The sequence below is a fragment of the Oceanisphaera psychrotolerans genome (assembly GCF_001870485.1).
In the GTDB taxonomy this organism is placed as follows: domain Bacteria; phylum Pseudomonadota; class Gammaproteobacteria; order Enterobacterales; family Aeromonadaceae; genus Oceanimonas; species Oceanimonas psychrotolerans.
In genome coordinates, this window is the sequence record NZ_MDKE01000011.1 from 13500 (window position 1) to 30241 (window position 16742).

Below are 16742 nucleotides of genomic sequence, written 5' to 3' on the forward strand. Positions count from 1 at the left end.
ATCAGCCTCCCGCTTCCGGCTCTTTCAGCGCCGCCTCCAATCGCCGTTGCTGGTGCTCCGGCGACTGGGTATGGCGCGCCAGCAACCGGTACATGGCCGGCACGATAAACAACGTCAACAGGGTTGCCAGCGACACACCGGAAAAGACCACTGTCCCCACCGCCTGCCGGCTTTCGGCTCCGGCCCCGCTGGCCAGGATCAGCGGAATGGCACCCGCCACCGTGGTAAAGGCGGTCATCAATATGGGCCGCAGACGGCGTACCGAGGCCTCGATCAGCGCCTCACCGAAGGGGTGTCCCCGGTCGCGCAGCTGGTTGGCGAACTCCACGATCAGGATGCCGTTCTTGGTCACCAGCCCTATCAGCATCACCATGGCTATCTGGCTGTAGGCATTGAGGGTCATCCCCGTCAGATAGAGCCCCAGCAGGCCGCCGAGCAGGCCCAGCGGCACCGTCAGCAGCACGATAAAGGGATGAATAAAGCTCTCGAACTGGGCCGCCAGGATCAGAAACACCACCACCAGCGCCAGCCCGAACACGAAGGCCACATCGCCCTGGTTGCTCTTGTATTCCAGCGACTCGCCCTTGTAATCGACGGTGGCGTAGTCAGGCAACTGGTCACGCACCAGACCGTCCAGATAGTCCAGCGCCTCACCCAGGCTGTAATTGCCGACCAGGTTGGCGCTGAGGGTAATGGCCTTCTTGCGGTTGTAATGGTTCAGCGAAGGCGAGGTCCCCTGCTCGTTCAGGGTGACCAGGTTATCGAGCGACACCAGCTCGCCACCGCCGGTACGCAGATAGATGCCGCCCAGATCGCCCAGCTGCCGGAAGGCGTCCTGCTGCCCCTTGAGGTAGACATCGTACTCTTCCCCCTGGCGCGCATAGGTGGTGATGGCCTGACCGCCGAGCATGACGTTGAGGCTGTCGGCCACCTCGGTGACCGATATTCCCAGCTTGGCCGCCCGTTGCTGATCCACCTCTACCAGCAATTCGGGCTTGGTCTGGGCATAGTCCAGATCCAGGTCGCTCAGGCCCGGGTTATCACGGGCCCGTTGCCGCAACTGATCGGCCCAGCCGTAGAGTTCGTCGTAGTCGGCCCCGCCCAGCACAAACTCCACCGGCGAGCTGGAGCCACCACGAATGGACGACGGCATTATCGGGATCACAAGCACATCGGCCACATCCCGAGTCAGGCCACGAATACGTCCGACGATGGCCTCGGCCGACACCGCCCGCTGGTCCCAGGTGGCCAGGCTGGCGATGACCATACCGCTGTTTACCCCGCCACCGAAGCCCGGGGTACGGACCGTCAGGCTGGTCACGGTTCCGTCTTGCTGCAGGGGGGCCAGCCGGGCTTCCACCTCGCCCATGGCCCGGCTCATGCGCTCGAAGCTGGCCCCCTCGGCCCCGCGCACCAGCACAAAGACCACGCCACGGTCTTCCTTCGGGGTCAGGCTCTGGGGCACCTGCTGAAACAACAGGGTGATCAGTCCCAGCGCCAGCACCATCGCCAGCGGGGCCCACCAGCGATGGCTCAGCTCGCTGCCGAGCAGGCGCCGGTAGCCCCGCTCCAGGCGGGCAAAGCCGGCGTCGAAACGACTCGCCAGCCAGCCGGGCTGCTGCTTGGATTTAAGGATCTTGCTGCCCATCACCGGGGTCAGGGTCAGGGCCACCAGCGACGAAAAGACCACGGCTCCGGCCAGCAGCACCGCAAACTCGGTGAAGATACGGCCGATAATGCCGCCCATGAACACGATGGGCAAAAACACCGCCACCAGCGTCAGGGTGGTGGCGATCACCGCAAAGCCCACCTCGCGCGTGCCGTGATAGGCGGCGGCCAGCGGCGACCGGCCCCGCTCAAGATGATGATGAATATTCTCCAGCACCACGATGGCATCATCCACCACCAGACCGATGGCCATGATCAGCGCCATCAGGGTGATCAGGTTCACCGAATACCCCAGAGCATAGGCCAGGATAAAGGCGCTGATCAGCGACACCGGCACCGTCACCGCCGGGATCAGGGTGGCCCGCACCTGGCCCAGAAAAATATAAATCACCAGCACCACCAGACCGATGGTGATCAGCAGCGTCTGATACACCTCGCCGATGGCACTGTCGATAAACACCGAGCTGTCGTAGGTCCAGGTCAGCTCGGTGCCCTCGGGCAGAAAGGGCTGCTGAGCGATCACCGCCCGCTTGACCTCCTCCACCACCTCCAGGGTATTGGCCTGGGTCTGCTTGACGATACCCAGCCCCACCACGTTCTGGCCGTTGGAGCGAAACAGGGTGTCTTCCGGTTTTTCCCCTTCCCAAATCTCGGCCACATCCCCCAGGTAAACCCGGGAGTCCGAGTCGATACGGCGAATACTCAGGGTGTTGAAATTCACCGCCTGATCGTAACCGCGCTGAATGCGGGTGGCGAAGTTCTGCTGGCTGTTTTCCAGTGTGCCGGCGGGCAGCTCCACGTTCTGGGCGCGCAGGGCGGCACGAATGTCGGCCACCGTGACCCCACGCGAGGCCATGGCCACCGGATCCAGGCGCACGTTCATCACCCGTTCCTTGCGCCCGCCGACCCACACCGAGCTGACCCCGTCGAGCAGGCTGAAGCGATCGGCCAGCACGTTCTGGGCATAGTCCCCCAGCGCCAGCGGCGACATGCCGGTCGAGCGCAGCGTGACCCACAGGATCACATCGTTGCGCCCGGTGTCCTTGGTGACCACCGGAGCATCGGCGTCGTCGGGCAGGCTGCGGGAGGCCCGGGCCACCGCTTCCCGTACGTCACTGGCGGCGTTGTTCAGATCCCGTTCGGGAACGAACTCGATGGTGATGCTGGAGCGGCCATCGCTGGTTGTGGAACTGATGAACTTGACCCCGCTGATGCCCGACAGTTCGTCCTCCAGCCGTCGGGTGACCTGGGTCTCCAGTACGCCGGCGCTGGCACCGGTATAATCGGTACGTACCGTCACCACCGGCGACGTGGTGTCGGGCATTTCCCTCAGCGGCAGTTCGAGAAAGGAAATCAGCCCGAACACACACAACATCAGGCTCAGTACCGTGGCCAGTACCGGGCGGGAAATGGACAGATCAGAGAGCTTCACGCTGTACCTCCACCTGCATGCCGTCACGCACCTTGACCGTGCCTTCGCTGATCACCTGCTCGCCGATGGCGAGGCCGTTGGCAATGGTCACCCGCTCTCCCAGGTTACGACCAATGCTAACGTCACGGCGACTGACCCGGCCCTCGTCATCCACTACAAACACATAACGCTGCTGGCCGGCATACAGCAGGCTCTGGCTCGGGATCACCGCCTGGCTGCTGTTATCCACCGTCAGCTGCACCCGCATCAGCATGCCCGGCGCCAGCAAGCCTGCGCGGTTATCAAACAGCAGCCGCACCCGGGCATTGAGGGTATCTTCGTCCACGCTGGGGGCGATCACCGCCAGCTCCCCGATGAAGGCCTGCTCGCCGTACGCCTCGCTGCGAGCGCTCAGCTGCTCGCCCACCCTGAGCTGGCGATAGTATTTTTCCGGTACCGCCAGATCGAGCTTGAGGCTGCTCACATCGAACAGCTCCGCCACCGGCTCGTTGGCCACCAGCAACCGGCCGGGAGCCACATCACTCAGGCCGATGACCCCGGCGAAGGGTGCCTTCAGGGTCAGGTAATCCGCCTGTACCCGGGCGGCCTGCAGTTTGGCCTCGGCCATGGCCACCGCCGCCTGCTGGCCGTCGAGCTCGGTCTGGGTCACCGCCTTGCGCCGAAACAGGGTCTGAAAATTGTTGAACACCCGGCGGGCGTCCATCAGTACCGCCTCGGCTTCGCGCACCGCCGCCTGCTCGGCTCTGTCATCCAGACTGAGCAACAACGCGCCGGCCGCCACCTGCTGTCCGGGTACAAAGTGTACCTGCGTCACCCGCGCACTCACCTGGGGTGCGATGGCCACCTGCTGGTTGGCCTTGAGGGTGCCAATCAATTCGATACCGGCCGTGATGGGCTGCTCCGTGACCCGCACCGTGGACACCACGGGACCACTCTGAGCCGACACCGTCACCGGCACCAGGGTCGACAGACCGAACAAGCAGCCAAACAGCAATCCGGAATAGTTGTTCTTGTTCAACATGCTGTGTTTATTCCTTATCTAACGCTCACCCCAGTTTACCTCTTTCGTCCGGCCAGACTATGTCAGTCGGTGCCAAAGATGTAACAATATGTGGCTAAAGCGCACTACGCTTAGTCGAGGGCGCAACAAGCAGGCAAGAGCTTCGTCGAGGAGACAGCATGAAGCAGGGAAAAATTCTGATCACCGGTGTCGCTAAAGGCCTGGGCCTGGGAATGACCCGTTACTTTTTGCAGCACGACTACCAGGTAGTGGGGGTCGATATCGACAAGGATGGCCTCACTCAACTGGACAAGGCCCGGTTTCCCAACTTGCAGCTGGTGCATCTGGACGTGGCCGACGAACCCTCGGTACAGGCACTGAGCCGACTGATCGAACGTCAGTTCGGGCAAATCGACGGCATCATCAACAACGCCGCCATCAGTCAGCCTCATCATGAACCCTTGACGCAACTGCACCTGTCGCACTGGCAGCGGGTGCTGGCGGTCAACCTCACCGGTCCCATGCTGATAAGTAAACACATGGCGCCCCTGCTCACACCGGGATCCGCCATTATCAACATTTCCTCGACCCGAGCCCACCAGTCGGAGCCCGACAGCGAGGCCTATGCCGCCGCCAAGGGCGGCCTGGTTGCCCTGACCCACGCCATGGCCATCAGCCTGGGGCCCGGCATCAGGGTCAACGCCATCAGTCCGGGCTGGATTGATGTCAGTCGGCTGCAACCGGATGCCCAGGACGCGGCCCCCAGTCAGCACGATCACCATCAGCATCCGGCCGGTCGGGTGGGTAACGCCGAGGATGTGGCGGCTCTGGCGCGCTTTCTGCTGTCCGACGAGGCCGGCTTTATCACCGGTCAGGAATACATTATCGACGGCGGCATGAGCAAACGGATGATCTATCCGGAGGGACCGGCTGCCGACTGACCCCGGTTTCTGCTAGCATGGCGTCCTCTTTTTACAGCAGGCGCCGTTATGAAAGTCATCTCCTTCAACATCAATGGACTCAGGGCCCGCTTGCATCAGTTGCAGGCGCTTATAGACAAACACCAGCCGGACATCATCGGTCTGCAGGAAACCAAGGTTCACGACGACGCCTTTCCGCTGGCCGATGTGGAAGCCATGGGCTACCACGTTCATTTTCACGGCCAGAAAGGCCATTACGGCGTGGCCCTGTTGAGCAGGCAGGCACCGCTGGAGATCAAGAAGGGCTTTCCCGGTGACGAAGATGATGCCCAGCGAAGGATGATCATGGGTCGCTTCGCCCGTCCCGACGGCACCGAGTTGACCGTGCTCAACGGCTACTTTCCCCAGGGCGAGAACCGCAACCACGAGACCAAGTTTCCCGCCAAGACCCGTTTTTACGCCGATTTGCAGCGCTACCTGAGTGAGTACCATCAGCCGGATGAGGCGCTGATCGTCATGGGGGATGTGAATATTTCCCATACCGATCTGGATATCGGCATCGGTGAGCCCAACCGCAAGCGCTGGCTGCGCGAGGGGAAATGTTCCTCCTGCCGGAAGAGCGGGAGTGGATGGACCGCTTGCTGAGCTGGGGGTTAACGGATACCTGGCGACTGCAGAACCCCGAAGAAAGCGATCGCTATTCCTGGTTCGACTACCGCAGCAAGGGCTTCAACGACAATCGCGGCCTGCGTATCGACCTGATCCTCGTCACCCGGCCGCTGGTCGGCCAGCTGACCGATACCGGCATCGACTACGAACTGCGCGGCATCGAAAAACCCTCGGATCACGCCCCCATCTGGGCCACCTTCGGCTGACCGTCGGTGCTTATACCAATTAAATTAAGCATCTGAGCAAACTTTCGGCCGGTCACCAAGAGGCAACACAGCCACCTCCCTCGACACGCTACGAGTACATCCATGTAAGCTCGGACATGCCATCCCTAGCATGTCACGGTCGAGGGAGCCGTTCTCTGTTGCCTCTTTTGCTATATCGAGTTGTCCGTTGGCAGTACTAACAGGCGATGCCGGAGCCTCAAGGAGGGCAAAGGGCTCTGCTCCACCGACCATCACATGACAGGGATGTCATGTGCTGAGCGTCACAAGGATGTGCTTGAGCGGGTCGGCGGAGCTAGCCCTTTGGCCCACGTTCCGAGAGTAACAGTAAGCAATAGTTCACCCGCTACAGCCCCAGTATCTCCTTGGCGAAGGGGATACTGAGCTTGCGCTTGGCCTGGAAGGAGGCGTTGTCGAGTAGGTCGAGAGCGGCGAGCAGGGTGCTCATGTCTCGTGACAGCCGGTTGAGCAGGAAGCGGCCCACGTCGGTGGGCAGCTTGAAGCCACGCAGCTCGGATCTCAGTTGCAGGGCGCTGAGTTTGCCCTCGTCATCCAGGGTTTTCAGCTGATAGGCGACTCCCCAGTCGAGGCGGGACGCCAGATCCGGCAGCCCCAACCCCAGATTGCGCGGGGCACTGACGGCACTGACCACCAGAGAGCCCGATGCCCGTTCACGCCGACGATTGAAGAAGTTGAACACCGCCCGCTCCCACTCCTCCACCCCGGCGATGGCATCCAGATTGTCCAGACACACCAGCGCCAGCTGCTCCATGCCGTCCAGCAGTCGCGGGGACATCTGTCGATGGCAATCGAGCGGAATATAAGACGCCGCTTCGCCGGACGCGTTCACTTCGGCACAGCTGGCATGCAGCAGATGAGAGCGGCCACTGCCTTCCGGGCCCCAGAAATAAAGCATTTCATCGCCCTGACCAATGGCCGCATTTTTAAGGGCGGTGATCAGCTGGGCATTATCGCCCGGGTAAAAACTGGCAAAGGTTTCATCATCCGGCAGCTGTACCGCCAGGGCCAACTGGGCCGGTTGCTGTTCCTCTTCACCGTCTTTACTCACTCGTCATCCCCGACCAGCTGAATTCCCGCTCACCGGTCACGGCAAGCCCCGTCATCTCCGTCAATGCCTGCAGTACCACGGCACGAGAACCCGGCACCAGCAAACGATAACGCGCCTGATAACCGGCACTCTCGGTGACATAGGCCTGTTCGACCCCGTCGAGCCGGCGCAGCTGTTGCTCAACGCGTACCGAATCGGAAAACTGGCGCAACCCGGATACCACTATGGTCAGCACGCCAGGCGAGTCAGTCTCGGCAAACAGCGCCTGTTCCGGCGCGGCATTGTCCGGCCGTGGTGCCAGGCGTTGTTCCTGTTGCCCGACCCAGTAACGATTGAGGCGCGCCATCAGCGCAGTCACCGCATCCGTTCCCGAGTCCAGCTGGCCTTGCAACAGCGCCTGATCCTGCGAGGAGCCGAACAGCTGCCAGCGTCCACCTTCCTTATCCTGCTCGACCACAAGCCAGTAGTCGGCGCCGTAGCGCCGGCTCGCTTCGCGCAGCAGCTGGGGCTTGAACAACGCGCGGGGGTCCAGCGTCATGTGTTCTTCCAGATCCCACAACGGCCACAGCAACGGCTGCTGATAGGCAGCGGCGGCCTGCCGCCAGGCGCGGCTCGCCTCGCTGCGGGCTCGGCCGCTCTTCGAAAACCACACCAACACGCCAGGCCGGGGGGCCAGCGAGAACGGCAGCTCCGCGCCTTGCAGCAGCGCCAACAGCTCATCACCATTGAACACGGCGTTGTAACCGCTCCCTGAAGGTTCGGACTGCAGGTAACGGGACAGTTCACGCTGCACTTCATCCTGCACCCAGGAGTCCTGCGCCCGGCCGCCGGTCAGTCGATCCAGCACCAGACTCACCGCCTGTGCCCGCGCTTCATCCCGGCTGTAGGGGGCAGGATTGAGGTTAACCTCTAACACCGACTGCGCGGATACCAGGGCAGAAAACAGCAACGTCGTCGTCAGCAACAAATTTTTCAGCATCAATTTGCCATCATTAAAGAGCTTAAGGCGCATGATAACCACAGACATAATCTCTGGCCAGACTCAATGAGGCTGTGTTCTGGGCAGCACCAGGTTAAGCAGAATGCCGACGATACCGCACAGGCTGATCCCCTGCAGGCTGAAACCGCCGATACCGAAGGCCATGCCACCGATGCCGAACACCAGGATCACCGCCACGATGCACAGGTTACGCGCCTGGGACAGGTCCACCTGATGCTTGATCAGGCTGTTCAGACCCACGGTCGCGATGGAGCCGAACAGCAGTATCATGATGCCGCCCATCACCGGGGTCGGAATGCTCAGCATCAGGGCACCGAACTTGCCGACGAAGGCCAGCAAGATGGCGAAGCCCGCCGCCCAGGTCATGATCACCGGGTTGAAGTTCTTGGTCAGCATCACGGCACCGGTCACCTCGGAATAGGTGGTGTTGGGCGGACCGCCAAACAGCGAGGCGCCGACCGTGGCCATGCCATCGCCGAGCAGGGTGCGATGCAGGCCCGGCTTCTTGATGTAATCCTTGCCGGTAACCGAGCTGATGGCCAGCACATCACCGATATGCTCGATGGCCGGCGCGATCGCCACCGGCAGTATGAACAGCACCGCCTGCCAGTTCCATTCGGGAGCAACAAAATTCGGCACAGAGAACCAGGCCGCCTCGCGGACCGGAGTGAAGTCCACCACGCCGAACCACAGCGCCAGGCCGTAGCCCACGGCGATACCGGCAGTAATGGGGACCAGACGAAATACGCCTTTCGCCATCGTCGACACCAGCAGGGTGGTGAGCAACGCCGACAGCGACAGCCACAATGCCACCTCGTTGGGCATCAACTCGGCCGAACCGTCACCGGTCTTGCCGATAGCCATATTTACCGCCAGCGGTGCCAGCCCCAGGCCAATCACCATGATCACCGGACCCACCACCACCGGCGGCAACAGCCGGGTCAGCACGGTGGTGCCACGCCAGCGCACCAGCTGGCTGAGCAGTACATACATGACCCCGGCCGCCATCAGGCCGCTCATGGTGGCGGGAATACCCCAGGTTTGCACCCCGTACAGAATGGGGGCGATAAAGGCGAAGGAAGACGCCAGAAAAATCGGTACCTGACGCTTGGTACAGAGCTGAAAAATCAGGGTGCCGAATCCGGCGGTAAACAGGGCCACATTGGGATCCAGTCCGGTGATCAGCGGCATCAGTACCAGGGCGCCAAAGGCCACAAACAACATCTGGGAGCCGGCCAGAGCCTGGCGCAGGGGGGTATTGGCCGTGGCCTGGCCATGAGCCACCACCTCGGGTTGATTTACTGAGTTCATCTTTTATTTACCTTGAACAAACGGAAAAAAACCGGCCTGCGCCGGTTTTGACTTACTTGGTACCAAAAATCTTGTCGCCGGCATCACCGAGGCCGGGGATGATATAACCGTGCTCGTCGAGACGCTCGTCGACGGAAGCGCAGTACAGCTCCACATCCGGATGCGCCTCTTCCAGTGCCTTGAGCCCTTCGGGAGCCGCCACCAGCACGACTATCTTGAAATGCCGACAGCCTTTTTCCTTCAGCAGATCGATGGTGGCGATCATGGAGCCGCCGGTGGCCAGCATGGGATCGACAATCAGCGCCAGACGCTCGTCGATGTGGCTGACCAGCTTGTTGAAGTAATGCACCGGCTGCAGGGTTTCTTCGTCACGATACACCCCCACCACGCTGACCCGGGCACCCGGCATGTGCTCCAGCACCCCGTCCATCATGCCCAGACCGGCACGCAGAATCGGCACCACGGTGACTTTCTTGCCCTTGAGCTGATCCACCTCGGTCGGGCCATTCCAGCCATTGATGGTGGTTTTCTCGGTTTCAAAGTCGGCAGTGGCTTCATAGGTCAGCAGGCTGCCGACTTCTTTTGCCAGTTCACGAAAGCGTTTGGTACTGATGTCGGCTTCCCGCATCAGACCCAGCTTGTGTTTCACCAAAGGGTGTTTAACCTCAACGACTTTCATTCACTCATTCTCCCGACTACGCGATGCACAAAAAAAACCGCGGGACTTTAGCATAAAATAGCGCCCTGCGGCAGACTTTTAGCGTTGATTTTAGCAAAGGTGCTCCGGCTTTTACGCAATGCAGACGATCCTTTGCCCGCCCCCTGCCACAATCTTTTGCTACGGTTGAAAAACATTCGCTTGAGAACATAGCCTAGCAGGCCAACGCCGGTGGCACTGCCACGCGCATTAAATTAGAATAGCGACCGAAACAGTGACTAACAGCCGGTAAGAGTGCCAACTGGTGCTAAACCCGCTCCTAAATACAATGACAAGGTAACCACTCGTGACGCAGAACAAACCCCTGAGCTATAAAGACGCCGGTGTAGATATCGATGCCGGTAACGCCCTGGTTGAACGCATCAAAGGCGTTAGCCGTCGCACTCAACGCCCTGAAGTCATGGGTGGACTCGGGGGCTTCGGTGCCCTGTGCCAGCTGCCGACCGGCTACAAGGAGCCGGTACTGGTGGCCGGCACCGACGGCGTAGGCACCAAGCTGCGTCTGGCCATCGATCTCAAGCGTCATCAGGGCGTGGGTATCGATCTGGTCGCCATGTGCGTGAATGACCTGATTGTGCAGGGTGCCGAGCCGCTGTTTTTCCTCGACTACTACGCCACCGGCAAGCTGGACGTGGACACCGCCGCCGACGTGGTAACCGGCATCGGTGCCGGCTGTGAACTGAGCGGTTGTGCCCTTATCGGTGGTGAAACCGCCGAGATGCCCGGCATGTACGAAGCCGGTGACTACGACCTGGCGGGTTTTTGTGTTGGCGTAGTGGAAAAAAGCGGAATTATCGACGGCAGCAAAGTCGGCGCCGGTGATGCCCTGATTGCCCTGGGTTCCAGCGGCCCTCATTCCAACGGTTATTCCCTGATCCGCAAGATCCTGGAAGTCAGCAACGCCGATCTGCAACAGCCGCTGGGTGACGCTACCCTGGCCGATGCCCTGATGGCCCCGACCCGCATCTACGTGAAGCCGGTACTGGAGTTGATCAAGCAGTTCGACATCCACGCCCTCAGTCACATCACCGGCGGCGGTTTCTGGGAAAACATTCCTCGCGTACTGCCTGCCAGTGCCAAGGCCGTGATCGACGGAAGCAGCTGGCAGTGGCCGCAGGTATTCACCTGGCTGCAACAGGCCGGTGGCGTGGAAACCTTCGAAATGTACCGTACCTTCAACTGTGGTGTGGGCATGGTTATCGCCCTGCCGGCCGACCAGGCCGACGCCGCCGTCAAGTTCATGCAGGACGCCGGTGAGCAAGCCTGGGTCATCGGTCGTATCGACAATGCCGCCGAAGGCGAAGAGCAGGTCGAAATCAAATGAAGCGCATCGTCGTCCTGATTTCCGGCAACGGCAGCAATCTGCAGACGTTGCTGGATCAGTCGGCCGCCGGCCAGCTGGGCGGCGAAGTGGTGGCAGTCGTCAGCAACAAGGCCGAGGCCTACGGTCTGGAGCGTGCCCGCATCGCGGGCACCACCACCGCGGTGCTGTCCAACAAGGACTATGGAGACAGAGACAGCTTCGATGCGGCGCTGATGCAGCTGATCGACAGTCATGAACCCGATCTGGTCGTACTGGCGGGCTTCATGCGTATCCTTACTCCCGGTTTTGTGCGGCATTACCAGGGGCGGATGCTCAATATCCATCCGTCTCTGCTCCCCCGCTATCAGGGGCTGCATACGCACCAGAGGGCCATCGAGGCCGGCGATACCGAGCATGGGTGCAGCGTGCACTTCGTCACCGAAGAGCTGGACGGCGGCCCCGTGGTGTTGCAGGCCAGGGTGCCCATCTTTGCCGGTGACGACGAAGCCACCGTCGCCGGACGGGTACAGGTGCAGGAGCACGCGATTTATCCGCTGGTGGTACGCTGGTTCTGCGAAGGTCGCCTGACCATGCAGCAGGAGCAGGCCTGGCTGGATGGCGTTCCGCTGCCCGCCCAGGGTCACGCCGGAGAGTAATTCTCTGCGGTTTATCAAAAAAAGCCCGCTTATGGTGACATAAGCGGGCTTTTTGTTGCCTGCGGTATGGCGTTCCAGAGCCGACACCTGGGCATCACGGAGGACTACGGGTCGGCTGAGCGGACCCGCTGTGCGGGAAAGGTAGGACGCCTCACGTTTTAAACCAGATGCTGCAACAGCGCCCGCAGTTTCAGCGGTTTCACCGGTTTACTGAGGTAGCTCAGACCCAGAGTCTGACACTGGGCCTGCAACTCCGGCTGACGGTCGGCGCTAATCACCACGGTGGGCACCGGGGAGAACTCCCGGCGCAACCGCTCCACCAACGCCACCCCGGTTTCCCCGTCGTCCAGATGATAATCCGTCAGTATCACCTGAGGTTCGAAGCCATCACAACAATGCTGTCGTGCCTCGGCACCATTCAGTGCCAGTTTCAACTGGCAACCCCAGCGACTCAGCAGGCCGGACATGGCGGTGAGAATATCGGTATCGTTGTCGATACACAGTACCCTGACTCCCGCCAGCTGGCCGCTGCCGGCGGCCGGTAACGGCGGCGACAGCTCGGCCTCCGGCTCGGCCCCCGGTGTGGCACGGGGCAGGATGACACCGAAGACCGAGCCTTTGCCTTCTACCGAGCGTACCGTCAGCCGATGCCCCAATATGACAGCCAGCCCCTGAGCGATGGCCAGCCCGAGCCCCAGGCCCTGCTGATGCTGACGCTGGCCATGCTCCAGTCGCATGAACTCGTCGAACACCGACTCCAGCTTGTCGGCAGGAATACCGGGGCCCTGATCCCAGACCTCGAGACACAGCTGCTCCCCACGACGACGCAACCCGAGCAGGATGCGCCCGCCCGGGTTGTAACGCAGGGCATTGGTCAGAAAGTTCTGCAGGATACGACGCAGCAAGCGGGGATCGCTGTGCACCCAGAGCCGGCTGGCCACCACATCGAAACGGCCCCCGTCCTGTTCGACCAGCACCCCGAACTCGGCCCGCAGAATATCGAACAGGCCATGGAGGGCAAAATCCCGGGGCCTGGCCTTCAGCTTGCCCGACTCCAGCCGCGACATGTCGAGCAAGTCGCCGATCAGATCTTCGGCGGCGGCCAGTGAACGGTCGATATGACCCGCCAGCCGGCGGCTCTCGTCGTCGCCCGAGGTTTCCAGCCAGGAAGAAGTGAACAGCTTGGCGGCATTGAGCGGCTGCATCAAATCATGACTCACCGCCGCCAGAAAACGGCTCTTGGATGCATTGGCCTTTTCCGCCTGATGGGTCGCGGTCAGCAGTTGCTGGTTCACCGCCGACAACTCCCGGGTACGTTCGGCTACCCTCGCCTCCAGCACTACATTGGCATCTTTCAGCACCTGCTCCGCCTGACGAAAGGTGGTGATATCGCTGAAGGTCATTACGAAGCCGCCGCCGGGCATGGGATTGCCCTGCATTTCGATTACCCGGCCGTCGGGCCGGGTACGGGCAGACACATGGGCGGTGCCGGCCCGCATGTGTTCCACTCGCCGGGCCACATGCTCCGTGGCCTCTCCCGGACCACAGAGCCCTTTTTCCGCGTTGTAGCGGATGATATCGGCGATGGGCCGTCCCACCCGTATCAGCCCCGGTGGATAGGCAAACAGTTCGATATAACGTCGGTTCCAGGCCACCAGGTTCAATTCCTTGTCGACCACCGAAATACCCTGTTCGATATGTTCGATGGCCCCCTGCAGCAACCCACGGTTGAAGCGGAACACATCCCCGGCTTCATCGACGATGGCGGCCAGCTCGTCCAGCTCCATCGAGCGCCCCTGCAGGGCCGAAGACAGCACCAGCCGGGCCGAGGAAGCGCCAAAGACCCCGGCCAGCACCCGCTCCGTATGACGGATCAGGCTGGCCGACGCCTGCATGCTGCCTTCCAGGGTGCCATGCTCGCCGGCATAGCGGGAAAAAGCCCGGCTGACCCGGGCCTCGCCCACAAAGCGGGAAGCCAGCTGCTCCAGCTCCTGTACCGTGACCTTGGCGCGGTAGACATCGCCATCATCCTTGTGCTGACGACCCACAAAGGCCGCGGCCTGAAAACGCTCGCTGACCGAGGGCACCGACAACCAGGAGCCCAGCAAATAGGCGGCCAGGTTGCACAGCAGGCTGAGCAGAATGCCCCAGGTGACCGAGCTCATGTCAGCCACCGCACCCCAGTCGGGAGGCGTCAGCAGCCACAACAGCACGTTGGTGCTGGCATCGCCGGCAAAGAGCCCGGTTTCCGCCATCAGGTTCAGCAGCCACATCAGCATGCCCAGACTCAGGCCCCAGTAGGCGCCGCGCCGGTTGCCACCGCGCCACAGCAGCCCCAGCACCAGGGCAGGTACAAACTGGGCGATGGCGGCAAAGCTCAGATAACCGATACGCGACAGACTGTTGATGTCTTCCAGCCACAGAAACACCAGCCAGGCGGTGGCCATGATCACCATGATGGCGGTACGCCGTACCTTGAGCAGCAGCTGAGCAAAATCCTCAAAACCGGCCCCCTGCAGCTGGCGGCGACGCAGTATCATCGGCAGCACCAGATCGTTGCTGACCATGATCGCCAGGGCGATGGTCGAGATGATCATCATGCCGGTGGCGGCCGAGGCGCCGCCGATAAAGGCCAGCACCGCCAGGGACGGGTACTCCAGCGCCAGCGGCAGGCTGATCACATAGGTATCGGGCGAGGTGTCGGCCGACAACCACTGCTGGCCGGCCAGCGCCAGCGGTAGCACGAAAACGCCCATCAGCAGCAGATAGAGCGGGAAGATCCGCCGGGCCCAACGCAAATCCGCCGGGTCGTGGTGCTCCACCACGGTGACATGAAACTGGCGCGGCAGGCAGATGATGGCGCTCATCGACAACAGGGTATAGACCCCCATATCGAGCAGATTGGCGCCGGTCACATTGGTGAAGTTACCGATGAAATCCTCGGTGATCATCACCCGCTGCTGGTTGGGATAGGCCAGGATCAGCCACAAGGCGAAGGCCCCGACCACGATAAAGGCAACCAGTTTGACCAGCGACTCCACCGCAATCGCCACCATGACCCCACGCTGGTGCTCGGTGGCATCGATATGACGGGTACCGAACAGCAGAATAAAGAGGGTAAACAACAGGGTGACCATAAAGGCCACCTCGCCGGCGTCCCGGCCGTCACCGCCAACCACATCCGGCGCCACCAGGTTCAACCCCATCACGATGGCCTTGAGCTGCAGCGCGATATAGGGCAGGACCCCGACGATGGCGATCAGGGTGACATAGACCGCCAGCCGCTGGGACTTGCCGTAACGGGCGGCAATAAAATCGGCGATGGAAGTAATATGCTCGCGCTTGGCCACCTCGATCAGCCGGGCCAGCAGCGGGCCGCCCAGGGTGAAGATCAGGATGGGCCCGAGATAGATCGAGAAATAGGACCAGGTATCGGTACTGGCCTGGCCGACGGTACCGAAAAAACTCCAGGAGGTGCAGTATACCGCCAGCGAAAAACTGTACAGCAGTGGTCGCAGGCGCCGGGCAGCCGTGCCCATGCGCACCTTGTCACCCAGCCAGGCACACAGAAACAGCATCGCCAGATAAGCCAGCGCAATGGTAATGACGGTCCAGCCCTGCATCAGGCCTCCTGTTGTGTTTGGCTCAGGGGAGTACGCAGCAGCCAGAATACCGGCACCACGGCCACCGCCATCAGCCAGAATGTCTGCCCGCCCAGCACCGGATACAACTGGCCGGACAGCACCAGCAGCAAGGCCACCATCAACCCCATCGCAAAGGCCGCATACAGCGCCTGGGCGCCAAACACCGCGGCACCGTCCAGATCCCGGCTGATATAACGCATGGCCCCCAGATGACTCAGACAAAAACTGCCCGCATGCAGCAATTGGGACAGCATCAGCCATCCCAGCTCGGTAGTGGTGCCCATCAGTCCCCAGCGCAACAGGGCACAACCGGCCCCGGCCAGCAGCAGATCACGGGCACTGCAGCGGTCAAACCACCGTTTGTTCATGGCCAGCACCACTATTTCTGCCAGTACCCCCAGCCCCCACAAATAGCCAATCGCCGTGGTGCTGTAACCCTGTTGCTGCCAGTAAAGGGCACTGAAACCATAATAAAAGGCATGGCTGCCCTGCAACAACCCCACAATAACCAGAAAACGCCGCATACCGGGCCGGCGCCACACCGTCATGATGGCATCGCCCTGCCTGCTCAGATGGTTGTCGGCCGGGGCCGGATTCATGGGCAGGTAACTCAACACCAGCAACAGGGCGAGCGACAACACCATGGTATGCAACACCCACTGGGGCCCCAGGCTGCCACTCAGGCTGCCCACCACGATATTGGCCGCAATAAAGGCCAGCGAGCCCCAGAGTCTGGCCTTGCCGTAATCCAGGTGCACCTGCACGATCAGGCGACTGGCAATGGCCTCGGCCACCGGCATCAGCGTCGGGTAAATCAGGCTGACCACCACCATCAGCAGCAACAGGGCCTGACTCGACTGGCCGCCGTAGAAGCAGACAAACCCCAGCAGACTCAACAGACTCAGCCAGCGCACCGCCGGCAACAACTGGCCGGCGGTGCGGATCCGGCTCATGATGGCCAGATTGCCGACGCAGCGAACGGCCATACTCAGCCCGAGCAATACCCCGATGAAACCGGCGTCGGCACCGACATGGCTGAGCCACAGAGCCCAGAAAGGCAAAAAGATGCCGTAGCCGAAATAAAAAATGGCAAAGAATAATGAAAGCCAGAATACAGGCGCCATGATT

General features: G+C 61.5%; 11 protein-coding genes and 1 pseudogene. 4 read left to right on the forward strand and 8 right to left on the reverse strand.

Annotated elements, in window-relative coordinates; translation table 11 throughout:
• Position 1: 1 nt before the first annotated feature.
• Both BFR47_RS04265 and BFR47_RS04270 read right to left on the reverse strand, forming a co-directional pair.
• Positions 2-3100 (reverse strand): efflux RND transporter permease subunit, encoded by a 3099-nt coding sequence (locus tag BFR47_RS04265; protein WP_071471922.1) that lies wholly within the window; start codon positions 3098-3100, stop codon positions 2-4.
• Entirely contained in the window at positions 3087-4121 is a 1035-nt protein-coding gene (locus BFR47_RS04270; protein WP_139215099.1) for an efflux RND transporter periplasmic adaptor subunit, read from the reverse strand. Before BFR47_RS04270 ends, BFR47_RS04265 begins: the two co-directional genes overlap by 14 nt.
• Positions 4122-4279: 158 nt before the next feature.
• Here BFR47_RS04270 and BFR47_RS04275 point away from each other — a divergent pair, with 158 nt between their 5' ends.
• Together BFR47_RS04275 and xthA are read left to right on the forward strand one after the other, a co-directional pair.
• Complete coding sequence (locus BFR47_RS04275) at positions 4280-5041, forward strand: SDR family oxidoreductase (RefSeq protein ID WP_071471923.1); 762 nt, start codon at positions 4280-4282, stop codon at positions 5039-5041.
• A gap of 48 nt (positions 5042-5089) precedes the next feature.
• Positions 5090-5895, forward strand: a pseudogene (gene xthA / locus BFR47_RS04280) (exodeoxyribonuclease III).
• A 364-nt stretch (positions 5896-6259) separates the two neighbouring features.
• Here xthA and hda read toward each other — a convergent pair.
• The 4 genes from hda to upp all read right to left on the reverse strand — a co-directional run bounded on the left by hda (position 6260) and on the right by upp (position 9972).
• On the reverse strand, positions 6260-6982 hold the full coding sequence (gene hda, locus BFR47_RS04285; RefSeq protein WP_071471924.1) for a DnaA inactivator Hda: 723 nt from the start codon (positions 6980-6982) through the stop codon (positions 6260-6262).
• Complete coding sequence (locus BFR47_RS04290) at positions 6975-7961, reverse strand: DUF2066 domain-containing protein (RefSeq protein WP_175514058.1); 987 nt, start codon at positions 7959-7961, stop codon at positions 6975-6977. The genes hda and BFR47_RS04290 overlap by 8 nt, the downstream gene beginning before the upstream one ends.
• A gap of 63 nt (positions 7962-8024) precedes the next feature.
• Entirely contained in the window at positions 8025-9293 is a 1269-nt protein-coding gene (locus tag BFR47_RS04295) for a uracil-xanthine permease family protein (RefSeq protein WP_071471926.1), read from the reverse strand.
• A gap of 52 nt (positions 9294-9345) precedes the next feature.
• Positions 9346-9972 (reverse strand): uracil phosphoribosyltransferase, encoded by a 627-nt coding sequence (upp, locus tag BFR47_RS04300; RefSeq protein WP_071471927.1) that lies wholly within the window; start codon positions 9970-9972, stop codon positions 9346-9348.
• A gap of 325 nt (positions 9973-10297) precedes the next feature.
• On the opposite strand from upp, the gene purM reads away from it, so the two are divergent.
• Complete coding sequence (purM, locus tag BFR47_RS04305; RefSeq protein WP_071471928.1) at positions 10298-11335, forward strand: phosphoribosylformylglycinamidine cyclo-ligase; 1038 nt, start codon at positions 10298-10300, stop codon at positions 11333-11335.
• Positions 11332-11970: a phosphoribosylglycinamide formyltransferase gene (gene purN / locus BFR47_RS04310; protein WP_071471929.1), complete on the forward strand. Its 639-nt coding sequence runs from the start codon at positions 11332-11334 to the stop codon at positions 11968-11970. Before purM ends, purN begins: the two co-directional genes overlap by 4 nt.
• Positions 11971-12128: 158 nt before the next feature.
• Here the strand turns inward: purN and BFR47_RS04315 are convergent, their stop codons facing one another.
• On the reverse strand, positions 12129-15596 hold the full coding sequence (locus BFR47_RS04315) for a NahK/ErcS family hybrid sensor histidine kinase/response regulator (protein WP_071472207.1): 3468 nt from the start codon (positions 15594-15596) through the stop codon (positions 12129-12131).
• Positions 15593-16738 (reverse strand): 3-phenylpropionate MFS transporter, encoded by a 1146-nt coding sequence (locus tag BFR47_RS04320; protein ID WP_071471930.1) that lies wholly within the window; start codon positions 16736-16738, stop codon positions 15593-15595. The genes BFR47_RS04315 and BFR47_RS04320 overlap by 4 nt, the downstream gene beginning before the upstream one ends.
• Between the last annotated feature and the right edge of the window lie 4 nt (positions 16739-16742).